General features: G+C 72.9%; 21 protein-coding genes. 10 read left to right on the top strand and 11 right to left on the bottom strand.

Features of this window, described 5'->3' with window-relative positions; translation table 11 throughout:
• Positions 1 to 15: 15 nt before the first annotated feature.
• Genes SD460_RS28015 through SD460_RS28030 form a run of 4 tightly spaced genes read right to left on the bottom strand, consistent with a single transcriptional unit; the run spans position 16 to position 2681 of the window.
• Positions 16 to 636, bottom strand: a complete 621-nt coding sequence (locus tag SD460_RS28015; protein WP_290060008.1) for a GTP-binding protein — start codon at positions 634 to 636, stop codon at positions 16 to 18.
• Positions 611 to 979 carry a DUF742 domain-containing protein gene (locus SD460_RS28020; RefSeq protein ID WP_290060010.1) on the bottom strand — a complete coding sequence of 123 codons (369 nt, stop codon included), beginning with the start codon at positions 977 to 979 and terminating at the stop codon, positions 611 to 613. The genes SD460_RS28015 and SD460_RS28020 overlap by 26 nt, the downstream gene beginning before the upstream one ends.
• Before the next feature lie 29 nt (positions 980 to 1008).
• Positions 1009 to 1446 (bottom strand): roadblock/LC7 domain-containing protein, encoded by a 438-nt coding sequence (locus tag SD460_RS28025; protein ID WP_125315245.1) that lies wholly within the window; start codon positions 1444 to 1446, stop codon positions 1009 to 1011.
• Positions 1443 to 2681, bottom strand: coding sequence for a sensor histidine kinase (locus SD460_RS28030; RefSeq protein WP_318306951.1), 1239 nt, complete (start codon positions 2679 to 2681; stop codon positions 1443 to 1445). The genes SD460_RS28025 and SD460_RS28030 overlap by 4 nt, the downstream gene beginning before the upstream one ends.
• A 349-nt stretch (positions 2682 to 3030) precedes the next feature.
• Here SD460_RS28030 and SD460_RS28035 point away from each other — a divergent pair, with 349 nt between their 5' ends.
• Genes SD460_RS28035 through SD460_RS28050 form a run of 4 tightly spaced genes read left to right on the top strand, consistent with a single transcriptional unit; the run spans position 3031 to position 8550 of the window.
• Positions 3031 to 3696 carry a TetR/AcrR family transcriptional regulator gene (locus SD460_RS28035; RefSeq protein ID WP_290062880.1) on the top strand — a complete coding sequence of 222 codons (666 nt, stop codon included), beginning with the start codon at positions 3031 to 3033 and terminating at the stop codon, positions 3694 to 3696.
• Positions 3690 to 5423, top strand: a complete 1734-nt coding sequence (locus SD460_RS28040) for an ABC transporter ATP-binding protein (protein ID WP_290062879.1) — start codon at positions 3690 to 3692, stop codon at positions 5421 to 5423. Before SD460_RS28035 ends, SD460_RS28040 begins: the two co-directional genes overlap by 7 nt.
• Positions 5420 to 7429 carry an ABC transporter ATP-binding protein gene (locus SD460_RS28045; protein ID WP_318306952.1) on the top strand — a complete coding sequence of 670 codons (2010 nt, stop codon included), beginning with the start codon at positions 5420 to 5422 and terminating at the stop codon, positions 7427 to 7429. The genes SD460_RS28040 and SD460_RS28045 overlap by 4 nt, the downstream gene beginning before the upstream one ends.
• Positions 7430 to 7485: 56 nt before the next feature.
• Positions 7486 to 8550 carry a DNA polymerase ligase N-terminal domain-containing protein gene (locus SD460_RS28050; protein ID WP_318306953.1) on the top strand — a complete coding sequence of 355 codons (1065 nt, stop codon included), beginning with the start codon at positions 7486 to 7488 and terminating at the stop codon, positions 8548 to 8550.
• Here the strand turns inward: SD460_RS28050 and SD460_RS28055 are convergent.
• The 4 genes from SD460_RS28055 to SD460_RS28070 all read right to left on the bottom strand — a co-directional run bounded on the left by SD460_RS28055 (position 8540) and on the right by SD460_RS28070 (position 13581).
• On the bottom strand, positions 8540 to 8920 hold the full coding sequence (locus tag SD460_RS28055) for an SPW repeat protein (RefSeq protein WP_318306954.1): 381 nt from the start codon (positions 8918 to 8920) through the stop codon (positions 8540 to 8542). The genes SD460_RS28050 and SD460_RS28055 overlap by 11 nt on opposite strands.
• A gap of 90 nt (positions 8921 to 9010) precedes the next feature.
• Positions 9011 to 9520 (bottom strand): hypothetical protein, encoded by a 510-nt coding sequence (locus SD460_RS28060; protein ID WP_318306955.1) that lies wholly within the window; start codon positions 9518 to 9520, stop codon positions 9011 to 9013.
• Between the two features lie 100 nt (positions 9521 to 9620).
• Positions 9621 to 12773, bottom strand: coding sequence for an AfsR/SARP family transcriptional regulator (locus SD460_RS28065; RefSeq protein WP_438860848.1), 3153 nt, complete (start codon positions 12771 to 12773; stop codon positions 9621 to 9623).
• Positions 12774 to 12876: 103 nt separating this feature from the next.
• Positions 12877 to 13581 (bottom strand): DJ-1/PfpI family protein, encoded by a 705-nt coding sequence (locus SD460_RS28070; RefSeq protein WP_290062335.1) that lies wholly within the window; start codon positions 13579 to 13581, stop codon positions 12877 to 12879.
• A gap of 98 nt (positions 13582 to 13679) precedes the next feature.
• Between SD460_RS28070 and SD460_RS28075 the strand changes: the two genes are divergently transcribed.
• Positions 13680 to 14657, top strand: coding sequence for a GlxA family transcriptional regulator (locus SD460_RS28075; protein WP_290062336.1), 978 nt, complete (start codon positions 13680 to 13682; stop codon positions 14655 to 14657).
• Positions 14658 to 14728: 71 nt separating this feature from the next.
• A complete protein-coding gene (locus tag SD460_RS28080; protein ID WP_290062337.1) occupies positions 14729 to 16618 on the top strand; it encodes a YibE/F family protein in 1890 nt (629 codons plus the stop codon).
• Here the strand turns inward: SD460_RS28080 and SD460_RS28085 are convergent.
• Together SD460_RS28085 and SD460_RS28090 are read right to left on the bottom strand one after the other, a co-directional pair.
• Positions 16605 to 17246, bottom strand: a complete 642-nt coding sequence (locus SD460_RS28085; protein ID WP_290062338.1) for a hypothetical protein — start codon at positions 17244 to 17246, stop codon at positions 16605 to 16607. The two genes, SD460_RS28080 and SD460_RS28085, sit on opposite strands and share 14 nt — an antisense overlap.
• A 2-nt stretch (positions 17247 to 17248) precedes the next feature.
• Positions 17249 to 17815: an MBL fold metallo-hydrolase gene (locus SD460_RS28090; RefSeq protein ID WP_290062340.1), complete on the bottom strand. Its 567-nt coding sequence runs from the start codon at positions 17813 to 17815 to the stop codon at positions 17249 to 17251.
• Positions 17816 to 17962: 147 nt separating this feature from the next.
• On the opposite strand from SD460_RS28090, the gene SD460_RS28095 reads away from it, so the two are divergent.
• The 3 genes from SD460_RS28095 (at position 17963) to SD460_RS28105 (ending at position 20473) form a co-directional block, all read left to right on the top strand.
• Positions 17963 to 18838: a peptidylprolyl isomerase gene (locus SD460_RS28095; protein ID WP_318306957.1), complete on the top strand. Its 876-nt coding sequence runs from the start codon at positions 17963 to 17965 to the stop codon at positions 18836 to 18838.
• Positions 18839 to 19055: 217 nt separating this feature from the next.
• Positions 19056 to 19835 carry a hypothetical protein gene (locus SD460_RS28100; RefSeq protein ID WP_318306958.1) on the top strand — a complete coding sequence of 260 codons (780 nt, stop codon included), beginning with the start codon at positions 19056 to 19058 and terminating at the stop codon, positions 19833 to 19835.
• 74 nt (positions 19836 to 19909) lie between these two features.
• Positions 19910 to 20473, top strand: a complete 564-nt coding sequence (locus SD460_RS28105; RefSeq protein WP_290061685.1) for a DEAD/DEAH box helicase family protein — start codon at positions 19910 to 19912, stop codon at positions 20471 to 20473.
• 22 nt (positions 20474 to 20495) lie between these two features.
• Here the strand turns inward: SD460_RS28105 and SD460_RS28110 are convergent, their stop codons facing one another.
• Positions 20496 to 21275: an enoyl-CoA hydratase/isomerase family protein gene (locus tag SD460_RS28110; protein WP_290061686.1), complete on the bottom strand. Its 780-nt coding sequence runs from the start codon at positions 21273 to 21275 to the stop codon at positions 20496 to 20498.
• A gap of 73 nt (positions 21276 to 21348) precedes the next feature.
• Here SD460_RS28110 and SD460_RS28115 point away from each other — a divergent pair, with 73 nt between their 5' ends.
• Positions 21349 to 22182: an alpha/beta fold hydrolase gene (locus SD460_RS28115; RefSeq protein WP_290061687.1), complete on the top strand. Its 834-nt coding sequence runs from the start codon at positions 21349 to 21351 to the stop codon at positions 22180 to 22182.
• The last annotated feature ends 5 nt before the right edge of the window (positions 22183 to 22187 follow it).

A 22187-nucleotide genomic window follows, 5' to 3' on the forward strand; every position in this document is an offset into this window, starting at 1 on the left:
CTCTTCTCTCCTCGTTCAGGCCTGGGCAACGCTGCCGGCCAGCTCACGCGGCCCGGACAGCACGGCGAGCGACAGCGTGTGGCTGACCAGCTCGGTCAAGGTGGCGATCGCCGACGCGCGGTCACGGGCGTCGCAGGTGACCAGCGGGACGCTCGGGTCGAGCGCGAGCGCGTCGCGCACCTCCTCGAGGTCGTGCACCGGCATGCCCTCGAACTGGTTGACCGCGACGACGAACGGCAGCTCCGAGTCGTTCTCGAAGTAGTTGATCGCCGCGAACGACTCGTCGATCCGGCTGGTGTCGACCAGCACGACCGCGCCGAGCGCGCCGCGGCTCAGGTCGTCCCAGAGGAACCAGAACCGCGCCTGCCCCGGCGTGCCGAACAGGTACAGCAGCAGGTCCGGCCGCAGCGTGATGCGGCCGAAGTCCATCGCGACGGTCGTGGTCGACTTGCCGCCGGGCGGGATCTCGTCGACGCCTTCGCCGGCCTCGGTCATCCAGGCTTCGTTGCTCATCGGCGGCACTTCCGACACCGCGCCGACGAACGTGGTCTTGCCGACACCGAAGCCCCCGGCGACGACGATCTTCGCGGAGATCGTCAGCAGATCGCCCTCAGGCGGGGAGCCGCTTGAGCCCATCAAGGATCCTCTCGAGGACGTTGGTGTCGTGGTGGTAGGCGTGCGCGGTGGGGTGGACGAACACCGCGCCCTGGGAAGCGAGGTCGCCGATCAGCACCCGCACCACGCCCAGCGGCAGGTCCAGCCCCACCGACAGCTCGGCGATCGAGGACCGCACGCGAGCGCGTTCGTAGAGCGAGCGCGATTCGGGCATCAGCGTGTCGCTCAGCGACGGGTCGTACTGCGGGACCGAGACCAGCGTTTCCACCAGCAGCTGGTGGCGGGTGCTGGTGCGGCCGCCGGTGAGCGCGTACGCCCGGATCCGGCGGCTGCGCCGGGGCAAGGCGGTGTCCTTCTCGGACATGGTCTTCCCATCCGTGTCGGGCACGCCCATCACACCCGCGGCCGGCGCGCGGTCAGCACCTGGCGCAGTTCGGCGCGCACCTCGGGGGTGAGCGCGTGGCCGGCGTTGGTGATGAACTGGGTCATCTCGTAGGCGACCACCTTCATGTCCGCCTCGCCCGAGGTCAGCACCGCGAGCCCGGCACCGGAACCGATGCCCATGAAGAGGAAGTAGCCGTGGGTGAGCCGGATGATGATCTGCTCGCAGGCGCCCTTCCCGAACAGCGCCGCGCTGTTGCCGGCCAGGGAGAGCAGGCCGCTGGCGATCGCGGCGAGCTGCTCGGCCTCCGCTTCGCCGACCGAGTCCGACGCGGTCAGCGGGAAGCCGTCGACGCTCATGATCAGCGCGTGGCTGACCCCGTGCACCTTCCGGACGAAGTCGTCGAGCAGCCAGGCGAAGTTCGCCGGTGCCGGGTGGGGGGCGCTCACGGGGCGGTTCCTCCGGGCGTTTCGTCCTGGTGGGCGGGGTTTTCGGCGTGCGCGGCCGCCTCGCCGTCGGCGAACGCGCCGAGGTCGGCGAGCAGCTTCTCGTGCCCGTTCGCCGCCGGTTCCGCGGCCGGGGGCGGCGGTGGCGGCTCGGGGGCGGCGCCGCGGATGCTGCCGGGCACGCGGCGCGGCAGGCCGTTGGCCGTGGTGCCGCCGGTGGCCCGCTCGACCGGCCGGGGCCGGGGGGTGGGCTTGCGCGGCACCGGCGCGGGCTCCTCGCGCGGGAAGGCGCCCGGGCGGCGGCGCGGCAGCCCGCCGGTCACCACCGGTTCGCCGCCGGCCTTGACCGGTTCGGCCGTGACGGTCCGAGTGCCCGACCACGCGTTCTCGGCCAGCTCGGTGACGACGCCGGTGGGCAGCAGCACGGTCACGACCGTGCCGTGCGGGCTGCGCCGGTCCAGGCGCACGGCGACGCCGTGGCGAGCGGCGAGGCGGGCGACCACGGCGAGGCCCATGTGCCGCGCCGAAGCGTCGTCGAGGTCGCCGCCCGCGGCCAGCCGCCGGTTGAGGCCGTCGACGCGGTCGGCGGGGATGCCGATGCCCTCGTCCTCGATCCGGACGAGCACGCTGCCCTGCTCGGTCAGGTGCGCGCTGACGTGCACCGGCGAGCTGGGCGAAGACTGGTTGGCGGCGTTGTCGAGCAGCTCCGCGAGCACCCGGCCCAGGTCTTCGGCGGCGAAGCCGACGACCCCCAGGTGCACCACGCGCCCGATGGTGATCCGGGCGTAGTGGTCGATCGAGGACATCGCGGCGCGCACGAGGTCGAGCACCGAAGTCGCGCGGGCGGCGTCGTCGGCGGTGTCCTGCCCGGCCAGCACCCGCAGGTTCTCGGCGTTGCGCCGCAGCCGAGTGGCGAGGTGGTCGAGCTGGTAGAGCTCGGCGAGGCGGTGGTGGTCCTCCTCCCCCGCCTCGAGCTCCTCGAGCCGCGCGAGCAGCTGGTCCAAGAGGTTGAGGTCACGCAGGGCCACGCTGGCGCAGATCTCGGCCAGCACGCCTTCGTCCGCGGCCGGCGTCGCCGGCTCCAGCTCGGGCCGCGACAGCTCCGCGATGGCCGGCCCCGGCGCGGGCTCGTACCCGGGGTGCTTCGGCGGCGCGGTGAGGTACTGCGCGGCGGCGACCCGCGAGCGGTCCAGCAGGACGCGTGATCGATCCAGGAGTTCCCGGGCCCGGCTCGCCATGTGGTCCCACTTCTTCCTTGCTCAGGTTCGGCAACGACTGCAGCGCCGACCCCCGGGCGGCGATGCCGGACATGCAAGCAGAAAGGTTCGTCGGATGTCCACAGCCGGTCCCCGCGCGATCGCTCGACGTGACCGGATTTCGGGGCCGTCGCTGCTGGTGAGCGCAGTGGGCTAGGCCATTCGGTGCAATTTTGCATCTTGCACCTGGCAACGGAGCGCACATGGCCGCCGATCTCGCAGCCCATCCCCCGCTTTCGCCACGAAATCCCTGGTCGTGCCCGATTCGTCCCAAACTTGCGGGCCACGCACTTTTTTGCGGGGCACGCAAGTTTTTCGCTACACTCCGTTCATGCCGCCGGACGAACCACCACCGCTGACCCTGCGCGAGCGCAAGAAGCGCGAGGCCCGCAAGGCGCTCGCCCAGGCGGCACTGCGGCTGACGCTGGAGCGCGGGCTGGAGAACGTGAAGGTCGAGGACATCGCCACCGAGGTCGGCGTGTCACCCCGCACATTCAACAACTACTTCTCCAGCAAGGAGCAGGCGGTCTGCTCGGTCGTCGTCGACCGGCACGAGGGGATGCGCGAGGCGCTGCTCGCGCGGCCGGACGGCGAGCCGCTCTGGGACTCGGTCAAGCACGCGGTGCTCGAGCAATATTCGCGTGAAGGGGAACCCGATCGCGCGTATGTTGCGCGTATCCGTGAGCTGATGGGACGGCTCATGCTGCGCGGCGAGTTCCTCAACGCCCACGCGGCCGTCGAGCGCGTCCTGGCCGAAACGATCGCGAAACGGGTGGGCGGTGTGGACCACCTGTTGTGCCGGCTGATGGCGGCTTCGGTGGAAAGCGCTGTCCGGGTGGCCTTCACCAACTGGTTCACCACCGAAGGCGAACCGTTCCTGCCGATCCTGGAACGGCTGCTGGACGAGCTTTCCGCCGGGATGCCCACCCTGACCGGCGGCACCGCTGCTCCGAAACCCGAACCGACCACCACTCCACTGGGGGAATCGTTGTGCTAGTCAAGCTCCTGCGCAGCCACCTGCGCCCGTACCGGAGCACGTTGTGGGTGATCGTGCTGCTCCAGCTGGTGCAGACCATCGCGATGCTCTACCTGCCGACGCTGAACGCCGACATCGTCGACAACGGGTTGATCAAGGGCGACATGGACTACATCCTGCGCGTCGGCGCGATGATGCTCGTCATCACGCTCGCGCAGATCGCCGGCTCGATCGGCGCGGTCTACTTCGGCGCCCGCACCGCGATGGCGATCGGCCGCGACATCCGCGCCGGCGTCTTCCACCGGGTGCAGGACTTCTCCGCCCGCGAGGTCGGCCAGTTCGGCACGCCGTCGCTGATCACCCGCACCACCAACGACGTCCAGCAGATCCAGATGCTCGTCCTGATGACGCTGACGCTGATGGTGTCGGCGCCGATCATGTGCGTCGGCGGGATCATCCTGGCGCTGAACCTCGACGTGCCGCTGTCGTCGCTGCTGCTGGTCATCGTGCCGGTGCTGGCGGTCGCGGTCGGCACCATCATCACGAAGATGCGCCCGGCGTTCCGGCTGATGCAGGAGCGCATCGACCGGATCAACCAGATCCTGCGCGAGCAGATCATGGGCATCCGGGTGATCCGTGCGTTCGTGCGCGACAAGCACGAGCGGGAGCGCTTCGACGTCGCCAACGACCAGCTGCTCACCGTTTCGCTGCGAGTGGGCAAGCTGATGGCGCTGATGTTCCCGATCGTCATGCTGGTGATGAACGCCTCCAGCGTCGCGGTGCTGTGGTTCGGCGGCCAGCGGATCGACTCCGGCAGCATGCAGATCGGCGCGATGACCGCGTTCCTGTCCTACCTGCTGCAGATCCTGATGGCCGTCATGATGGCCACGTTCATGTTCATGATGGTGCCGCGCGCGGAGGTCAGCGCCGAGCGGATCAGCGAGGTGCTCGACACCGAGTCGAGCGTCCGCCCGCCGGTGTCGCCGATCCGGCCCGGCGCGGTGCACGGGCACCTGGAGCTCACCGGCGTCGAGTTCCGCTACCCCGGCGCGGAAAAGCCGGTGCTGTGCGACATCTCGCTGATCGGGCGGCCGGGTGAGACCACCGCGGTGATCGGCTCGACGGGCACCGGCAAGACCACGCTGCTCAACCTGATCCCGCGCCTGATGGACGCCACCGCCGGCACGGTGAAGGTGGACGGCGTCGACGTCCGCGACCTCGACCCGGCGGTGCTCGCCCGCGCGGTCGGGCTGGTGCCGCAGAAGCCGTACCTGTTCGCCGGCACGGTGGCGAGCAACCTGCGCTACGGCAACCCGGACGCGACCGACGAGGAGCTGTGGCACGCGCTGGAAGTGGCGCAGGGCAAGGACTTCGTCGAAGCGATGCCCGACGGTCTCGAGTCCCCGATCGCCCAGGGCGGCACGAACGTCTCGGGCGGGCAGCGCCAGCGGATCGCGATCGCGCGGATGCTGGTGCACAAGCCGGAGATCTACCTGTTCGACGACTCGTTCTCCGCGCTCGACTACGCGACCGACGCGGCCCTGCGCCGCGCGCTGGTGTCGGAAACGGCCGAGGCGACGGTGGTCATCGTGGCGCAGCGGGTCAGCACGATCCGCGGCGCCGACCGCATCATCGTCCTCGACGAAGGCCGCGTCGTCGGCACCGGCACCCACCACGAACTCATGGACGGCAACGAAACCTACCGGGAGATCGTGCTGTCCCAGCTCACCGAACAGGAGGCGGCGTGAGCACGACCGAATCGCCCAAAGCCGCCGTCACCGACGCCGGGGAACGGCCGACCGCCGAGCGGCAGCGGAACACCGGTGCCGCGACGGCCGGGCCCGGCCGCTGGATGGCCGGCGGCGCGCCGCCGGAGAAAGCGCTCGACTTCAAGGGTTCGCTGAAGCGGCTGCTGCGGCTGCTGCGCCCGCAGCGGGCCGCGCTCATCGGCGTGCTCGTGCTCGGCGCGGCCAGCGTCACGCTCACCGTGATCGGCCCGAAGATCCTCGGCCAGGCCACCGACGCCATCCTGGCCGGCGTACTCGGCAAGCAGGTGCCGCCGGGCGTCACGAAGGAGCAGATCGTCGCCGGGCTGCGGGCCCGCGGCGACGGCACCCTCGCCGACATCTACAGCCGCGTCGACCTCGTGCCGGGCGTCGGCATCGACTTCGACAAGGTCGGGCAGATCCTGCTCACCGTGCTGGCGCTGTTCGTGATCTCGTCGTTCTTCGGGCTGATCCAGGCCCGGCTGACCACGACGCTGGTGCAGCAGGCGGTGTACCGGCTGCGCGAAGAGGTCGAGGAAAAGTTCTCGCGGCTGCCGCTGAAGTACTTCGACCGCCAGCCGCGCGGCGAGGTGCTTTCCCGCGTCACCAACGACATCGACAACCTGGCGATGTCGTTGCAGCAGACGTTGTCGCAGATCGTGTCGTCGCTGCTGACGGTGATCGGCGTGCTGATCATGATGTTCCTGATCTCGCCGCTGCTGGCGCTGATCGCGCTGCTCACGGTGCCGCTGTCGGCCGTCGTGGCGGCGAAGATCGGGAAGCGGGCGCAGCCGAACTTCATCAAGCAGTGGTCGACGACCGGGAAGCTCAACGCGCACGTCGAGGAGATGTACACCGGCCACTCGCTGGTCAAGGTGTTCGGCCGCCGCGACGAGGCCGCGGCGATCTTCGACAAGCAGAACGACACCCTGTACCAGGCGAGCTTCCGGGCGCAGTTCATCTCCGGCATGATCCAGCCGGCGATGATGTTCATCGGCAACCTGAGCTACGTGCTGGTGGCGGTGATCGGCGCGCTGCGCGTCGCGTCGGGCAGCCTGACGCTCGGCGAGGTGCAGGCGTTCATCCAGTACTCGCGCCAGTTCAGCCAGCCGGTGACGCAGATCGCGAGCATGGCGAACCTGCTGCAGTCCGGCGTCGCCTCGGCCGAGCGGGTGTTCGCGCTGCTCGACGCCGAGGAGCAGGCCCCCGAGCCCGCGTCGCCGGAGCGGCCTTCGCCGGTGCGGGGGCGCGTCGAGTTCCAGGACGTCTCCTTCCGCTACCTGCCGGAGAAGCCGCTGATCGACGGCCTGTCGCTGACCGTGGAGCCCGGCCAGACGGTGGCGATCGTCGGCCCGACCGGCGCGGGCAAGACGACGCTGGTCAACCTGCTCATGCGCTTCTACGAGCTGGACAGCGGCCGCATCACCCTCGACGGCGTCGACATCGCGAAGATGAACCGCGAGGAACTGCGCGACCAGACCGGCATGGTGCTGCAGGACGCGTGGCTGTTCGGCGGCACGATCGCGGAGAACATCGCCTACGGCGCGGACAACCCGACGCACGAGGAGATCGTGGAGGCGGCTCAGGCGACGTACGTGGACCGCTTCGTCCGCACGCTGCCGGACGGCTACGACACGGTGCTCGACGACGAAGGCGGCACGGTCAGCGCGGGCGAGAAGCAGCTGATCACGGTGGCGCGGGCGTTCCTGGCCAAGCCGGTGATCCTCATCCTGGACGAGGCGACCAGCTCGGTGGACACCCGCACCGAGGTGCTCATCCAGCGGGCGATGAACTCGCTGCGCAGCGGCCGGACGAGCTTCGTCATCGCGCACCGGCTGTCCACGATCCGCGACGCCGACGTGATCCTGGTGATGGAGCACGGGCAGATCGTCGAGCAGGGCGACCACGAAACGCTGCTGCACAGCGGCGGCGCGTACGCGCGGCTGTACGCGGCCCAGTTCGCCGAAGCGATGGCCGAGACGGACTGAGGCCCGCCGCCCGGTACCCTGGAAGCTCTTGCGGCGGAAGGGGTACCGGGGCGGCCATGGCCGACAGACTCGAGGAATACCGGGGCAAGCGCGGCAAGGACCGCACCCCCGAACCCTGGCCGGACGGCCCGCCCGAGCCCGGGGACGACGACCTCTTCGTCATCCAGGAACACCACGCCACTCGCCTGCACTGGGACTTCCGGCTGGAGCGCGACGGCGTGCTCGTCTCCTGGGCGGTCCCCAAGGGCCTGCCGCTCTCCCCTGGCGTCTCCCGGCTCGCCGTGCACACCGAAGACCACCCCATGGAGTACCTCACCTTCGAAGGCGAGATCCCGGCGGGCGAGTACGGCGGTGGCCGGATGACCGTGTGGGACACCGGGAAGTACGAAACCCTGCACTGGAACGACCACAAGGTCGAGGTCGTCTTCCACGGCGGCCGCGCCCGCGGCAAGTACCTGTTCCTCAACCGCCACGACGAAGACGACCGCGACTGGACGCTGCGGCGCCTCGACCCCGCCGAGCCCGGCCACGAAGACGCACCCGAATTCCTCGAGCCGATGACGGCGGTGCCCGGCGAGCTGCCCGCCGACGACGACGCGTGGGCGTACGAGTTCGCCTGGGGCGGCCTGCGGACGATGCTGCTGGTCAGCGGCGGCCGCGTGACCGCGCACGACGAGACCGGCGCCGACGTCACCGGGCGCTACCCCGAACTGCACAAGCTCGGCGAAGAGTTCGGATCGACGGAAGTGCTGCTGGACGGCGAAGTCGTCGTGATCAGGGACGGCAAGCCGTCCCCCGAGGGGCTCGAAGAACGCCGGAAGGCCGACGGCGCCGCCGCCAAACGGCTCAAGGCCCACTGCCCGGTCTTCTACTTCGCTTCCGACGTCCTGCACCTCGACGGCAGGCCGACCCTGGACCTGCCGTACACGAAACGCCGGGAGCTCCTCGACGGCCTGGCCGTCGAGGACCGGCACTGGCAGGTGCCGCGCTACTACGCCGGAGGGGGCGAGGCCGTCGCCGGGGCCAGCCGTCAGCACGGCCTCCCCGGCGTGGTCGCGAAACGGGCGGACAGCCCGTACCGGCCCGGCGACTCGGGCGACTGGCTGCTGATCAGGAACTGACGCGCCGCGCGAGCGCCATCCCCGCGACGACGACCACGGCCCCCGCCACGACGTTGCCGATCAGGGCACCGGTCGACGGCGGGGTCTCACCGCCGTGGCGGAGCAGCCACGGCGAGACGGCGGCCCACGCGCCCAGTACCGGGATCACCCAGCCGATCAGCGCGAGGCGGCGGGTGGCCGTGCGGGCGATCGCCAGCGCGATCAGGACCAGGCCGACCAGGGTGTCGCTCAGCGCGAGCACGCCCGCGCCGCCGAAACCGGCGATCCACGGGGCCAGGACCAGGTAGAGCCCGGCAAGCAGGACGAAGCCCGCCGCCGCGCCGATCAGCGCCGTGCGCGGGCGGGGAGCCGGGGTGCTGTGCGAAGTCATCTCCTCACCTCCACCCGCGCGGGTACCCGGCCGTCGCGGCCGGTAACCGGGGCCTGTCCGCCGCCCTCGGAACGGACAGGCCCCGGGACGTCAGCAGCCGCAGGTGTAGTACGTGATGTCCCAGTGGTTGCCTTCGTCGCAGTAGAGGTTGCCGGAGCCGGCCTTCCACTGCGGGTAGCCGTCGCCGCGCAGGCCGATGTAGCCGAAGCTGTTCTTGATGTAGGCGTCGATGCAGCTGTTGTGCGAGATGTCCACCTTGTAGCCGTTGTAGTGGCTGTAGGTACCCGACGCGTGGCCGACCTCGGTCCCGCCGGTGATGTTGATCGCGCAGCCGCTGGCGCGCTTCAGCGTGATGACGCCGCTGACCGTGCTCTGGTTGATCTGCTCGTAGGACGTGCAGGTCGAGTTCGACCGCGTCGTGCAGCCCCCGCTGGACGAGTGGGTCACCCCGGCCGCGGACAGCTGCGAGGCCGCCTGCGCCTGGGTCAGCTTGGTGACCTCGACGCTCGCCGACGCGGTGCCGATCGTGGCGAAGACCACCGTCGCGGCCGAAGCGACGAGCCCCAGTGCCGCCCGCGCCAGAATCCGTTGTGCCGGCATGCCTTGCTCCTTCTCGTGCGACGATCCGAACGGCGGCAGCCAAATCGGGCCGGCCATAACTTCGCCAAACACCGCCGCCGCGGACCGGGGCGCGAGACCCTCAGGTCCTGATCTTCGTCAAGAGTTCACGGCTCCGGTCGCGGGCCGGGGATTCACCGGTGACGCTGGTCAGTTCCCCCAGCGCACGCAGTTCCCACAGCGGGAACCCGAGCTCGCGGAACAGCCCGGCCGAGCTGCGCAGGCACTTCGCGGCCTCGGGCGCGGCGTCCTCGGTCACGTGCGTCCGGCCCAGGCTGAGCAGGGCGTACCCGGCGCCGCGCCGGTCGTGCAGCTCCCGGAAGACGCCCATGGCGGCCAGCAGGTGCCGCCGCGCACCGGCCGGGTCACCGGCGCGGCGACGGGCTTCGGCCAGGCTGCGGTGGGTGTAGGCGGCAGCGTGCCGGTGCCCGATCTGGTCGAACAGCGTCAGCGACCGCGTCAGGCACCGCTGCGCGTCGGCGAGCTCGCCGGCGTCGGCGTGCAGGTCGCCGAGGCTGCGCAGGACGTGCGCCTCCCAATGCCGTTCCCGCGTGCGGACGGCCCCGCCCAGCGCACCGGTGAGCAGGTCGGCCGCCTGGTCGTGGCCACCGTGCCGGCGCAGGACGTCGGCGTAGCGCTTGGCGACCTGGTCGTGCCAGCGGCCGTCGTCGCATTCACGGGCGAGCAGCATGCTCACTTCGAAGCTCTCGACCGCACGCCGTACATCCCCGACGTCTTCGGCGAGCGAGCCCAGCTGAGCGGCGGCGGCCGCCTGCCCGCGCCGGTCCCCGCAGTCGCGCAGCAGGTCCAGCGCCTCCCGCAGTTCGGCTTCGGCGGCCCGCGGGTCCCCACCGTCGAGGTGGACGTCGGCGAGCGCGGCGAGCGCCGTCCCGGTCCCGCGCGGGTCGTCCAGGATCCGGTAGCGGTGCTCGGCCATGACGAAGTAGTTCCGCGCCTGCCGCCAGCGGCCGTGTTGCCAGTGCACCGAGCCGAGGGTGAAGAGCTTCTCGGCCTCCGCCCGCGGATCCCGCCGCCGCCGGGCCGCGGCCAGCCCGGTGACGGTGACCGCACGGGCGGCGTGCCCGAGCCAGGGGGTGCCGGCGAGCGCGGTGCAGGCATCGGCGAGCTGTTCGGTGAGGTCGTGCCACCCGTGCGCCCCGGCCAGCCGCACGGCGGCGGCGAGGTGCCCGGTCTCGGCGGCGGCCCAGGCAGCGGGATCGGCCTCGATCCGGCGCAGCACGGCGGGATCGGGCTTGGTTGGCAGGCGTCGCGGGACCGCCGGGGTTGGCCCGGCCTCGGCAACCCCCGGCTCGCCAGCGGGCCGCCGCGGGACCGCCGAATCCCCCGCGGCACCACCTGGCACGCCAGCAGCCCGAAGTGGCACCGCCCGGCTCGGCCCAACCTCGGCAACCCTCGGCACGCCACCAGGCCGCCGCGGGACCGCCGAATCGCCCGCGGCACCGCCGGGCGCCCGGTGCGCCTGGAGTCCCAGCGCGTGCTCGGCCAGCGCCAACGCCGCCTCGCACGACCGGCGCAGCGCCACCGGATCCACCTCGCCCTGCCGGCCCTCCGCGAGCGCCAGTCGCACGAACGGCGGGACCCGTCCCGACGGGTCCAGCAGGTGCGCGGCCGCCAATGCGTCGAGCCGGTCGCGGGCCTCCGTGGTCGGGCGGTCGAGCAGGGCCGCCGCGGACCAGTCCGGGACCGCGCCGTCGAAGGCCGCGAGCAGTCTCAGCAGCGCCACATCCGCGGCGGGCCGCAGCGCCGACGTCACCGCCGCTCGGACGCTCAGGTCGCCCGCCGTCAGTTCGTCGAGGCGGCGCCGGTCGTCGGACAGCCGCGCGGCCAGCTCCGCGAGTGACAGGTTCGGCCGGGCCGCGAGCCGCACCCCGGCGATCCGGACGGCAAGCGCCAGGCCGCCGCAGTACCCGAGAAGCCGTTGTGCCGCTTCGGGTTCCGCTCGCAGCCGCGACTCCCCCACGATGGCCGAGAGCAGCGCGAAAGCGTCCAATGTGGACAGTGAGAGCACCGGCACCGGGTGCGCGCCGCACAGACCGGGCAGCTCGCGGCGGGCGGTGACCAGCGTGGCGCAGCCGGGACCGCTCGGCAGCAGGGCCCGCACCTGCGCCTCCGACGCCGCGTCCTCCAGCAGCACCAGCAGCCGCCGGTCGGCGGTGTAGCCGCGCCAGAGCCCGGGCAGTCCCGCGCGGTCGGCCAGTTCGGCCGGGGTCGCGCCGAGCAGGCGCAGGAACCCCGCCAGCACGGCCGCGGGTTCGGCGGGCGTGCCGTCCTGGCCGCGCAGCGACGCCGTCAGCTGGCCGTCGGGGAAGCGGCGGCGGACCCGCCAGGCGGCCTGCACCGCCAGCGCCGACTTCCCGGCCCCGGCGGCGCCGTGCAGCACCACCGGCGCCGGCCCCCGCAACGCGCGGGTGACGTCGGCGAGCTCGGCCGCGCGGCCGGTGAAGTCGGGCACGGCGGGCGGCAGCTGGGCGGGCGGCCCCGGCGTCGTCCACTCGGTGCCGGCGATCCGGCGGTACACCGCGACCAGGTCCGCGCCCGGCCACACGCCCGCCTCTTCCCAGAGCGCCCGCCGGGTCCGGCGGAGCACCTCCAGCGCCGATTCGCGGCGGCCGACCGTGCCCAGCGCCGACGCGAGCCGGGCGGCGAACCGCTCGTCGGCGGGCCGCGCCGCGACCACCGGGGCGAGGCGCTCGACCACGGACCGGCCGTCGCCGTCGGCGAGCTCCAGCTCGACCAGCTGCAGCAGCGCCGCCGAGCGCCGGTCCTCCAGCCACAGCTTGTGCGCCTCCAGCAGCGGCCCGCCGGCGACGTCGGCGAACGCGTCGCCCCGCCAGCACGCCAGCGCCCGTTCGAGGGCGCGGCGGCGCTGGGCGCGGTCGTCCGCACCCGCCGACACCCACGTCAGGAACTCGTCCGCGTCCAGCTCACCCGGCTCGACGGCCAGCGCGTACCCCCGCGGCCCGGACCGCAGCCGCTGCCCGGCCTCGGCGGCACCGAGGCCGGGCGAGAGCGTCTTGCGCAGCTTCGACACGGTGACCTGCACGATCGCCGCGGCGCTCGACGGCGCGCCGTCCGGCCACAGCTCGTCGACCAGCGTGTCGCGGCCGACGTACTGGCCGGCGCGGGCAAGCAGGACGGCGAGCAGCCGCCGCGGCTGGGCCGCCGAGGGCAGCGGGACGGAGGCCGTCATCGGACCGAGCACCTGGAACCGCACGGCTACAACACCCCACCCGCGAGATCACCTGATCGAGCGAGCTGAATCTAACCGCCGGGCCCGCGCCACGTCCGCCGATCACCCGGATGGCCGACGACGTCCGTCAGGTGTGCGCGAGCAGCTTCTCCAGCAGCGCCGGGTGCTCGGCCAGGCCTTCCCGCAGGGTGTGCTCCCGCAGCGGCTTGAGGTCGCCGTAGGGCTGGTTCGCCCAGTCCAGCGCGCCCTGCGGCGGCTCGGGGTCGTACTCGATCGCGAACTGGATGTTCGTCGCGACCCGCCGCCCGGCGAGGCGTTCCACCAGGTGCAGCGCCAGGTCGATGCCCGCCGACACGCCGGCGGCGGTGATCACCGAGCCGTCCTCCACCCACCGCCGCGCGACCGGCGTGGCACCGAGCCCGGCGAGCAGGTCGCGGAACATCCAGTGCGTGGTCGCCCGCTTCCCCTCCAGCAGGCCGGCCGCGCCGAGGATCAGCGACCCGGTGCAGACCGACGTCACCAGCTCCGCGCCCCCGGCCGCGGCGCGCAGCCACGCGAGGAGGCGCTCGTCGGCCATCGCCCGCAGCGTCGGCACGGTGCCACCGGGGACCAGCACCGCGTACGGCGCCGGGACCTCCTCGAACGTGTGGCTCGGGGCGACGCGCAACGGCGTGTCCGTGCCGACGGTGTCCTTGGTCGCGCCGACGACGACGGTCCGGTAGCCCGCGTCCATCTGCGCGAGCCCGCTGAGCACCTGGAGCGGGCCCACCAGGTCGAGCGGCGTCAGCCCGGGGTAAACGACGAAGGCGAGGGTCTTCTGCGCATCGGTCATGCCCCGACCATGGCGGGCCGGGCCGCCCGGCGGGCCGCCGGTGTCCGGATTCCTGCGAACCACGTCCGAGCGCCCGGTCCGGCTGCTAGCGTTCGATCATGCCAGGGTCACCCAGACGGGTCGTGATCGTCGGGTACGCCGACGCCGAGCTGCTGGACATCGCCTGTCCCGCCGATGTGTTCGACGCGGCGAACCGGCTCGGCGCGCGGCCGCCGTACGACATCCAGCTCGCCTCCGTCGACGGTCACGGCATCCGCACCTGCGCCGGGCTGGTGGTGCAGCCGCACCTGCGGCTCGACCAGGTCACCGGCGACCTCGACACGCTGGTCGTCGCGGGCGGCTGGGGCAGCCCGGCCGCGGCCGCCGACGAGCGCGTACTGGCCCACGTCCGGCGGCTCGCCCGAGCCAGCCGCCGCGTCGCGTCGGTCTGCACGGGTGCCGAGGTGCTCGCCGCGGCCGGCCTGCTCAACGGCCGCCGCGCGACCACCCACTGGCGCTACGCGGCCCGGCTCGCCCGCGACTACCCGGCGGTGACGGTGGACCCGGTGCCGCTGTACATCCGCCACGGCAACGTCTACACGGCGGCGGGCGTGACGAGCGGGCTCGACCTGACGCTGTCGCTGGTGGAGGCCGACCACGGCCCGACGCTGGCCCGCGAGGCGGCCCGCGCGCTGGTCACGTACCTGCAGCGGCCGGGGAACCAGGCCCAGGTGAGCCTGTTCCTGTCCGGTCCCCCGCCGGAGCACCGCGAGGTCCGCGACCTCACCGCGTACATCGCCGAGCACCTCGGCGAAGACCTGGGCACGCCGGCGCTCGCGGCCCGGGCGGGCATCAGCACCCGCCAGCTCACCCGGCTGTTCGACGCGCACCTCGGCACCACGCCGGGCCGGTACGTCCGGACGATCCGCACCGAGCAGGCGGCCCGCCTGCTGTCCGGCACGGACCTCCCGCTGGCCACGATCGCCCGCCGCTGCGGCTTCGGCTCCACGGAAACCCTGCGGCAGGCCTTCCTCGACCACTTCGACACCCCGCCGTCGGCGTACCGCCGGGTCCACGTCCGCCAGGCGTACGGCTGAGGCATCCGGACGAACCGGGCCGTCGGCGGCCCCTGGCGCGGGCGCCGGGATCCCGCTGTCAGGATGTGCGGGTGGACCGCCCCGACCTCGCCGACGACGACACCGGACCGATTCGCCGGGTCACGGACGAGGTGTCCCCTTCGCCGGGACCCGGGACGTCCGGCACGCCGGGAACGCCCGGGAAACCCCTCCGCCGGACGCCGGCTGACGGTGTTCGCCGCGCGGCCGACCCAGCCCGCCGCCGGACCGACACGGGACCGCAGCGGGTCCCGGCCGAGGTCGCGGCCCCCCGCCCCGGCCGCCGAGCCGACACCGGCGCCCAGCGGATCCCGGCCGGCGAGTCCGCTTCCCGCCGCGGCGACACCGGCCCCCAGCGGGTCCCCACAGGCGACGCACCTTCCCGCCGCGGCGACACCAGCGCGCAACAGGTTCCTCCGGGTGACCCCGCGCCCCGCCGCCGTGGCGACACCGGCCCGCAGCGGGTCCCCACCGACAACGCAACTCCCCGCCGCAGCGACACCGGCCCCCAGAAGATCCCCGCCGGTCACGAAACCCCCCGCCGTGGCGACACCGGCCCCCAGCGCGCCGCAGCCCCAGCCGACCCCGCCGCCCGCCGCGCCCACCGGGGCGACACCGGGCCTCAGCGCACCGCTCGCCGCGGGGACACCGGCCCGCAGCGGGTCGCCGAGGACGGCGTCCGGCCCCGCCGGACAGGCCCGGAACCCGAAGCCGGCCACGGACACGGTCATGGGCACGGCCACGGCCCCGCCGCCCCCGCGTCACGGCGGGTCAAGCTGCTCCTGATCTGGCTGCTCGCCCCGCTCGCGCTCGCCACCGTCGTCGGCATGGTCGTCCTCTACCCCTGGGGCAAGGCCTCGCCGACGAGCGTCGTCCCCCAGGGCACGCCCGTGCACGCGAGCATCACCGCCACCGCCACCGGTCCGTGCCTCGCGCAGGGTCAGGTGCAGGTCGGCGACCAGACCGACCCGAACGCGAAACCCTGCCTGACCGTCGACCTCACCATGACCGACGGCCCGGCGAGCGGGAAGCAGCTCAAGCTGACCGTGCCGATCGAGCCCAGCACCCCGCGGTTCGCCGCCAAGGACGCCGTCGTGCTCGCCTACAACGGCGGGAACGCGGCCGACCCCGCCAGTTTCCAGCTGGTCGACTTCCAGCGCGGGACGCCGCTGCTCGTCCTGGCCGCGCTGTTCGCGGTCGCCGTACTCGTGCTCGGCCGCTGGCAGGGGCTCGCCGCGCTGGTCGCGCTCGGGCTGTCCTTCGCCGTCATCGCGCTGTTCATCCTCCCGGCCATCCTCGCCGGCGAAAACCCCCTGGTCGTGGCGATCGCCGGGGCGGGCGCGATCATGTTCATCGCGCTCTACCTGACCCACGGGCTGACCGCGAGAACGTCCGCGGCGGTGCTCGGCACGCTCGTCAGCCTCGCGCTCATCGGCGTCCTCTCCGCGATCTTCTCCGCCGCGGCCTCGCTGACCGGGCTCGACGACAGCACGTCCACGCTCATCGGCTCGCTCGGGCACGGCATCGACGCGCGCGGCCTGCTGCTCGCCGGCGTCGTGATCGGCGCGCTCGGCGTGCTCGACGACGTCACCGTCACCCAGACCAGCGCCGTCTGGGAGCTGCGCCGGGCCAACCCGGACCTGACCTGGCAGGAGCTGTACCGCTCCGGCCTGCGGATCGGCCGCGACCACGTCGGCTCCGCGGTCAACACGCTCGTCATGGCCTACGCCGGGGCCGCGCTGCCGGTGCTGCTGTACTCGTCGATCTCCGGCGTCGGCCTGGGCGCGCTGCTCGGCAGCGAGGACATCGCGCAGGAGATCATCCGCACGCTGGCTGGCAGCGTCGGCATCGTCGCGGCCGTCCCGGTGACGACGATCCTGGCCGCGCTGATCGCCTCCCGCGAGCCGGCGGCGTACCTCGAGACAGCCGTCAGTCGAGCGTAGCCACGAACCGGCTGACCGCTTCCATCGTGAAGCGCTGCACGTACTTGCCCGACGGCGCCACCGACGCCAGCCGGTAGAGCGGGCGCTCCGCCACGCCGGAACCGCGGGCTTCGGCCTTCAGCTCGGCGACCAGCAGCTCGCCGAAGACGAGGCCGTTCGCCTCGGTGTTGTTCATCAGCGCGTTCGCCAGCTTCCGCAGCTGCAGGATGCCCAGCTCGCGCCCGCCAGTACCGGAGAACACCGCCAGGTCGACCTTCGCGACCTTGCCGCGCTGCCCGGCGTTGACCAGCAGGCTGACCGTGCGGCTGCCCCGGACGTCGCCGACGACGAGGTCGAGCCGGGTCGCGGTGACCAGGTCGACGCGGCGCAGCCCCCAGGTGCGCACGAGCAGCGTCGAGCCCTCCAGCCAGACGCGGCGGCGGATGCTGACCGCCATCACGTACAGCAGCGGCAGGGCGATCACCAGCGCGACGACCAGCCCGGTCACCGTGCCGCCGATCAGCCCGGCGACGCCGCCGAACGCCGCGGCCACGATGACCACGCCGATCAGGCCCGAGATCCCGCGCCGGCGGCGGCCCTTCGGGTCCTCCTCGAACAGCGCCAGCCGTTCGGTCGTCTCCCCGGCCATGCTCAAGCCCCCGTCCCGGCGAGGAACGGGTTGCCCGCGCGTTCCCGGCCGATCGTCGTCGCCGGGCCGTGGCCCGGCAGCACCACCGTGTCGTCCGGCAGGCCCGCCAGCAGGTCCCGCACCGCCTCCGCGACGTCGCCGCGGCCCACCGAGCCGGCGAACAGCGTGTCGCCGGTCAGCGCGAGCCGCCCGCCTTCCGCCGTCTCCAGGACGAGCACCACCGAACCCGGGGTGTGCCCGGGCGCGGGCCGGACGTCGATGTCCAGCCCGGCGAAGGTGCCGGCCTCGAGCGGGACGCTGGCTCCGTCGTGCAGGTCCGCGTCGGCCGGGTGCAGGTGCAGCGGGACGCCGTGCTCGGCCGACAGCTCGGCGGCCGAAGCGACGTGGTCGGGGTGCCCGTGGGTGGCCAGCAGGGCGGCCGGGACCAGCCGGTGCTCGGCCAGCGCGGCGGCCAGCGGACCGGCCACCTCCTGCCCCGGATCCACGACCACGCACGGCCCGCCGGCGGCCTCCGCCAGCAGGTAGCAGTTCGCCTGCAGCGGGCCGCTGCCGAACCCGACGACGAGCACCGAACGCCTCCCGGACATCCGCGCCGGATGGCGCCGATCACGATCGGGTTGAGACTAGCGGGCCCTGTACATGGTCCTCACAGGCTGTGCCCATACACTGCCGCTACCTCAGACGTGTGACACGAGCGGAAACCTGGAGGGTACGGGGTGGCGACCAACCAGCAGCGCCGCGAAGCTGCGAAGCGCAAGCTCGAGAGGCAGCTCGAGCGCCGATTGGAGCAGCAGAAGCGACGCAGGAGGATCGGCGCCGGCGTCGTCGGCGTAGCGGTCCTCGTCGTCGCGGGCGTGGTGGTGTGGATCGTGAGCGCCAACGGCGGTGACAGCACCGACGCGGCCGCGTCGTCGTCGGCCGCCCCGCCGCCGACCGAGGTCCAGATCCCGACGCAGCGCACCGCGCTGCCGAAGCGGGCCACGGCGCTGCCGAACCCGACGACGTGCGACTTCAAGGCCGACACGACGGGCAGCAAGGCGCCGAAGAAGGTGAACACGCCCGACGGCAAGAACGTCCCGTCGACGGGCACGGTGAACGTGACGCTGAAGAGCACCGCGGGCGACATCCCGCTGACGCTCGACCGGGCGCTCGCCCCCTGCGCCGTGCAGAGCTTCGTCAGCCTCGCGAAGCAGAACTTCTACAACGACACCATGTGCCACCGGCTCGGCACCGAAGGCCTGCAGATGCTGCAGTGCGGTGACCCGTCGGCCACCGGTGACCCGCAGACCGACGGGCAGGGCGGCCCCGGCTACACGATGCCGGACGAGGCGTTCCCGGAGATCAAGTACGGCCGCGGCATCCTGGCCATGGCGAAGACGTCCGCCCCGAACTCCGGTGGCAGCCAGTTCTTCATGGTCTACGGCAACGCCGAGGGCCTCCCGGCGGACTACTCGGTGTTCGGCAGCATCAGCGACGAGGGCCTGAAGGTCCTCGACGCGGTCGCCAAGGCGGGCATCGCGAACCCGAACCCGCAGGACGGCACCGGGGCGCCGACCAAGCAGGTCAAGTTCACGGGCGTCACCGTCCAGTAGTTCCGCCTCGCCACGAGAGCTGAACGGGGACCCGCCCGTCCCGGACACCGCGCGCGACGCGGGTCCGGGACGGGCGGGTCCTCGTGCTCGTGTCCGGCTCCGCTCGCGAAGGCCCGCGAAACCGTTCCCCGGGACGGAATCTGAACCACGGCCGCACCGGCCCCGTGTAGGGGGCAACACCGGGACCCGCCGGGGTCGCCGGGGAGAGGTGCCAACCATGGCCGAAAACCGGGCTTCCGCGGTGCGCCGCGTCCTCGGGCGGGCCGGGCAAGCCGGCGCCGCCGGTGTCCTCTTCGCGGTGCTCGCCGGCGGTCCGGCGCTCGCGCAGACCGCGCCGCCCCCGCCGTCGGTCAAGTACTACATCGTGCCGCACGCCGACAACCCGAACGACATCACGCTGTTCAAGATCGCCGAGCGCGCGCTCGGCGACGGCAACCGGTACCCGGAGATCTTCGAGCTCAACAAGGGCAGGCCACGCCCGGACGGCACGCCGTTCGGCGACGCCACGCAGATCGAGCCGGGGCAGGTGCTCCAGCTGCCCGAGGACGCCGAGGACCCCGCCGTGCAGTTCGGGCCGCTGCCGCCCGCGCCCCCGCCCGCCGCGCCCGCCCCGGTGGTGACCGAGGCGCCGTCCGGGATCGGCGCCGGGCTGGCGTCGGCCGTCAGCGGCACCGGGGGCCTGCTGACCGGCCTGCTCGCCGGGCTCTGGTGGCGGCGGCGCCCGCAGCTCGTCCCGCCACCGCCGTTCGAACCCGATTTCGGCGACGACGACGAGTGCAGCGGCTCGGTCTCCGGCACGCTGCCGATCCCGGTCGTGCCCGAGCTGCTGCGCCAGGAACCGATCACCGCCGAGCACTCGATCATCGTGCTCGACACCGCCGACACGCAGGTGATCGCCGCGGTCCGGCCGGGCTCGCGGTTCCACTTCAAGCTGGGCGGGCCCCCCGATTTCGCCGACGGCTCGACCGTGCTCGTCGTCGACGACGACGGGCGGTGACCGGCCCTGCGCTGAACGGCTCAACCGGCGCCGGAACTCTGGCCTCGGCCCGCCGGTGCCGCAATAGTCGAACGATGACCTCGGATCCGTTCGGGACCCTGCGCAAGGCGCTGTGGATCGGCGGCGCCCCGTGGACCGGCAAGTCCACGGTCGCGCGCCTGCTGGCCGATCGCCACGGGCTGACGACCTACCACCACGACGCCCGCGCCCGCCCCGGGCGCGTGCCCGGGGACGACGTGCCGGCCCGCGAGCAGCTGACCGCGGTGCTGGCGGAGTTCGAGCAGCGCTTCCAGCGGGCGCTCGACGAGCTGCGCGCGTGGGAGTCGCCGCGCCCGATCGTCGCCGAGGGCTCGGGCCTGCACCCGGAACTCGTGGCGCCGCTGGTGGATTCGCCGCGCCGGATGGTGCTGCTGGTGCCGACCGAGCTGTTCCGCCAGCACCAGCTGCGGCACCGGCCGGACGAGCCCGAGATCCCGGAGCAGCGCAGCCGCCTGACGCGCGACCGGATGCTGGCCGCGCAGGCGGTCCGCGCGGCGCGGGCCCGCGGCATCCGGGTCATCGAAATCGACGGCCACCTCGATCCCGCCGGGGTCACCGACGTGGTCGCCGAGCACTTCCGCGAGTACCTGGACGCCTGACTTCCCCGGCGGGGGAAGGGTTTCAGCGGAAGGTGAAGCGCGGCGGGCGCCGCTCGAGGAACGCGGCGACGCCCTCCGCGTAGTCCTCGCCGTGCAGGGCGTCGGAGCGGATCTCCTCGACCTCGGCGTCCGGTTCACCCTGGCCGTCGACGATCTTCTCGATGATCCGGTTCATCCCGCGGATCGACGCCTGCGAACGCGAGCACAGCGTCGCGATGAACTCCGCCGTCGACGCTTCCAGCGACTCCGCCGGGAAAACGTCGTTGAGGAGGCCGATCTCGCGGGCGCGGCCCGCGGTGATCAGCTCGCCCGAAAGCAGGAAGTACTTGGCGTGCGCCGGGCCGATCAGCGAGACCAGCTGGCGCGTCGAATCGAAGTGGTAGACGATGCCGAGCTTCGCCGGGGTGATGCCGAACCGGGAACCCTCCGCGGCGAACCGGAAGTCGCACGCGACCGAGACCTGGCAGCCGCCGCCGATGCAGTTGCCCTGGATCATCGCCACCGAGGGTTTGCGCATCGCGGTCAGCGCCGCCACCGCGCCCTCGACCGCCTTGTCGTAGCTCGCCGCGCCGTCCGCCGTCGTGCGCAGCTCACCGAATTCGCTGATGTCGGCGCCCGCCGAGAAGTGCCGGCCGGAGCCCGCGATGAGCAGCACCTTCAGCGCCGGGTCGGCCTCCACCTCGGCCACCACGTCCGGGAGCGCCGACCACATGCCGTAGGTGATCGCGTTCATCTTTTCCGGCCGCGTCAGCGTGAGGCGGGCGACCTCGCCGTCGCGCGTCAGCTCGAATCCGTCGGTCATGGTTGGCACCCTAGCTTCTCGCCCTGAGCGAAAACTGCGGTGTGTGACACGGTCGGGTGGCTAGTTTGGGGCCATGGCGATGATCGAAGTGGGCGGGACGGCGTTCGGCTACGACGAAGCGGGTGAGGGGCCCGCGGTCGTGCTGCTGCACACGGCGATCGGCGACCGCCGGATGTGGGACGCCCAGTTCACCGCGCTCGCCGCCACGCACCGGGTGATCCGCTACGACCGCCGCGGCTTCGGCGAAACCGGCGGCGGGCCCGGCGAGTTCGCCCACTACGAGGACCTGCTGGCGCTGCTCGATGCCCGGGGGATCGAGCAGGCCGCGCTCGTGGGGGCGTCCATGGGCGGGGCGTGCGCGCTCGACGCCGCCCTCGCCGCGCCGGAGCGGATCACCCGGCTCGCACTGCTCGGCTCCGGCCTCACCGGGCACGAGTGGCCGGACCACATGCAGGCGGACATCGCGCGCCTGACCGCCGAGGCGTTCACGCCCGAACGGCTCGCCCACTACCTCGCCCGCGAAGGCGACCTCGACCCGGCGGACGTGCGGGCGATGGCGGACGCCAACATCCGGTACCTGGTCGCGGGCCCGGCGCGTGACGTGTCCGTGCTGCCGGCCGAGATGCTCGCGCTGGTGCGGGAAATGTGCGCGCAGGTGTACCGGCGCGAGTGGACGGCTCCACAGTGGACGGAGCGGATCCCGGACACCCGGCACCGGCTCGCCGAGATCACCACGCCCGCACTGGTGGTGATCGGGACGGCGGACGCGCTCGGCCTGATCGAGCTGTCCGCCCACCTGGCGGAGTCGCTGCCGAACGCGGAGCTGGCCGAGCTCCCCGACACCGGCCACCTCCCGTCGATGGAACGCCCGGACGAGGTGACCACCCTGCTGCGCAAGTTCCTCTGAGGACA

This window comes from Amycolatopsis solani (genome assembly GCF_033441515.1).
GTDB lineage: Bacteria > Actinomycetota > Actinomycetes > Mycobacteriales > Pseudonocardiaceae > Amycolatopsis > Amycolatopsis solani.

What these genes read in the sequence shown, in the direction of transcription:
- SD460_RS28055 (WP_318306954.1), bottom strand. Translation starts at nt 8,920, where the DNA reads ATGACTTCGCACAGCACCCCGGCTCCCCGCCCGCGCACGGCGCTGATC.
- SD460_RS28085 (WP_290062338.1), bottom strand. Translation starts at nt 17,246, where the DNA reads ATGGCCGGGGAGACGACCGAACGGCTGGCGCTGTTCGAGGAGGACCCG.
- SD460_RS28030 (WP_318306951.1), bottom strand. Translation starts at nt 2,681, where the DNA reads ATGGCGAGCCGGGCCCGGGAACTCCTGGATCGATCACGCGTCCTGCTG.
- SD460_RS28035 (WP_290062880.1), top strand. Translation starts at nt 3,031, where the DNA reads ATGCCGCCGGACGAACCACCACCGCTGACCCTGCGCGAGCGCAAGAAG.
- SD460_RS28115 (WP_290061687.1), top strand. Translation starts at nt 21,349, where the DNA reads ATGGCGATGATCGAAGTGGGCGGGACGGCGTTCGGCTACGACGAAGCG.
- SD460_RS28105 (WP_290061685.1), top strand. Translation starts at nt 19,910, where the DNA reads ATGACCTCGGATCCGTTCGGGACCCTGCGCAAGGCGCTGTGGATCGGC.
- SD460_RS28015 (WP_290060008.1), bottom strand. Translation starts at nt 636, where the DNA reads ATGGGCTCAAGCGGCTCCCCGCCTGAGGGCGATCTGCTGACGATCTCC.
- SD460_RS28100 (WP_318306958.1), top strand. Translation starts at nt 19,056, where the DNA reads ATGGCCGAAAACCGGGCTTCCGCGGTGCGCCGCGTCCTCGGGCGGGCC.
- SD460_RS28060 (WP_318306955.1), bottom strand. Translation starts at nt 9,520, where the DNA reads ATGCCGGCACAACGGATTCTGGCGCGGGCGGCACTGGGGCTCGTCGCT.
- SD460_RS28020 (WP_290060010.1), bottom strand. Translation starts at nt 979, where the DNA reads ATGTCCGAGAAGGACACCGCCTTGCCCCGGCGCAGCCGCCGGATCCGG.
- SD460_RS28070 (WP_290062335.1), bottom strand. Translation starts at nt 13,581, where the DNA reads ATGACCGATGCGCAGAAGACCCTCGCCTTCGTCGTTTACCCCGGGCTG.
- SD460_RS28110 (WP_290061686.1), bottom strand. Translation starts at nt 21,275, where the DNA reads ATGACCGACGGATTCGAGCTGACGCGCGACGGCGAGGTCGCCCGCCTC.
- SD460_RS28075 (WP_290062336.1), top strand. Translation starts at nt 13,680, where the DNA reads ATGCCAGGGTCACCCAGACGGGTCGTGATCGTCGGGTACGCCGACGCC.
- SD460_RS28050 (WP_318306953.1), top strand. Translation starts at nt 7,486, where the DNA reads ATGGCCGACAGACTCGAGGAATACCGGGGCAAGCGCGGCAAGGACCGC.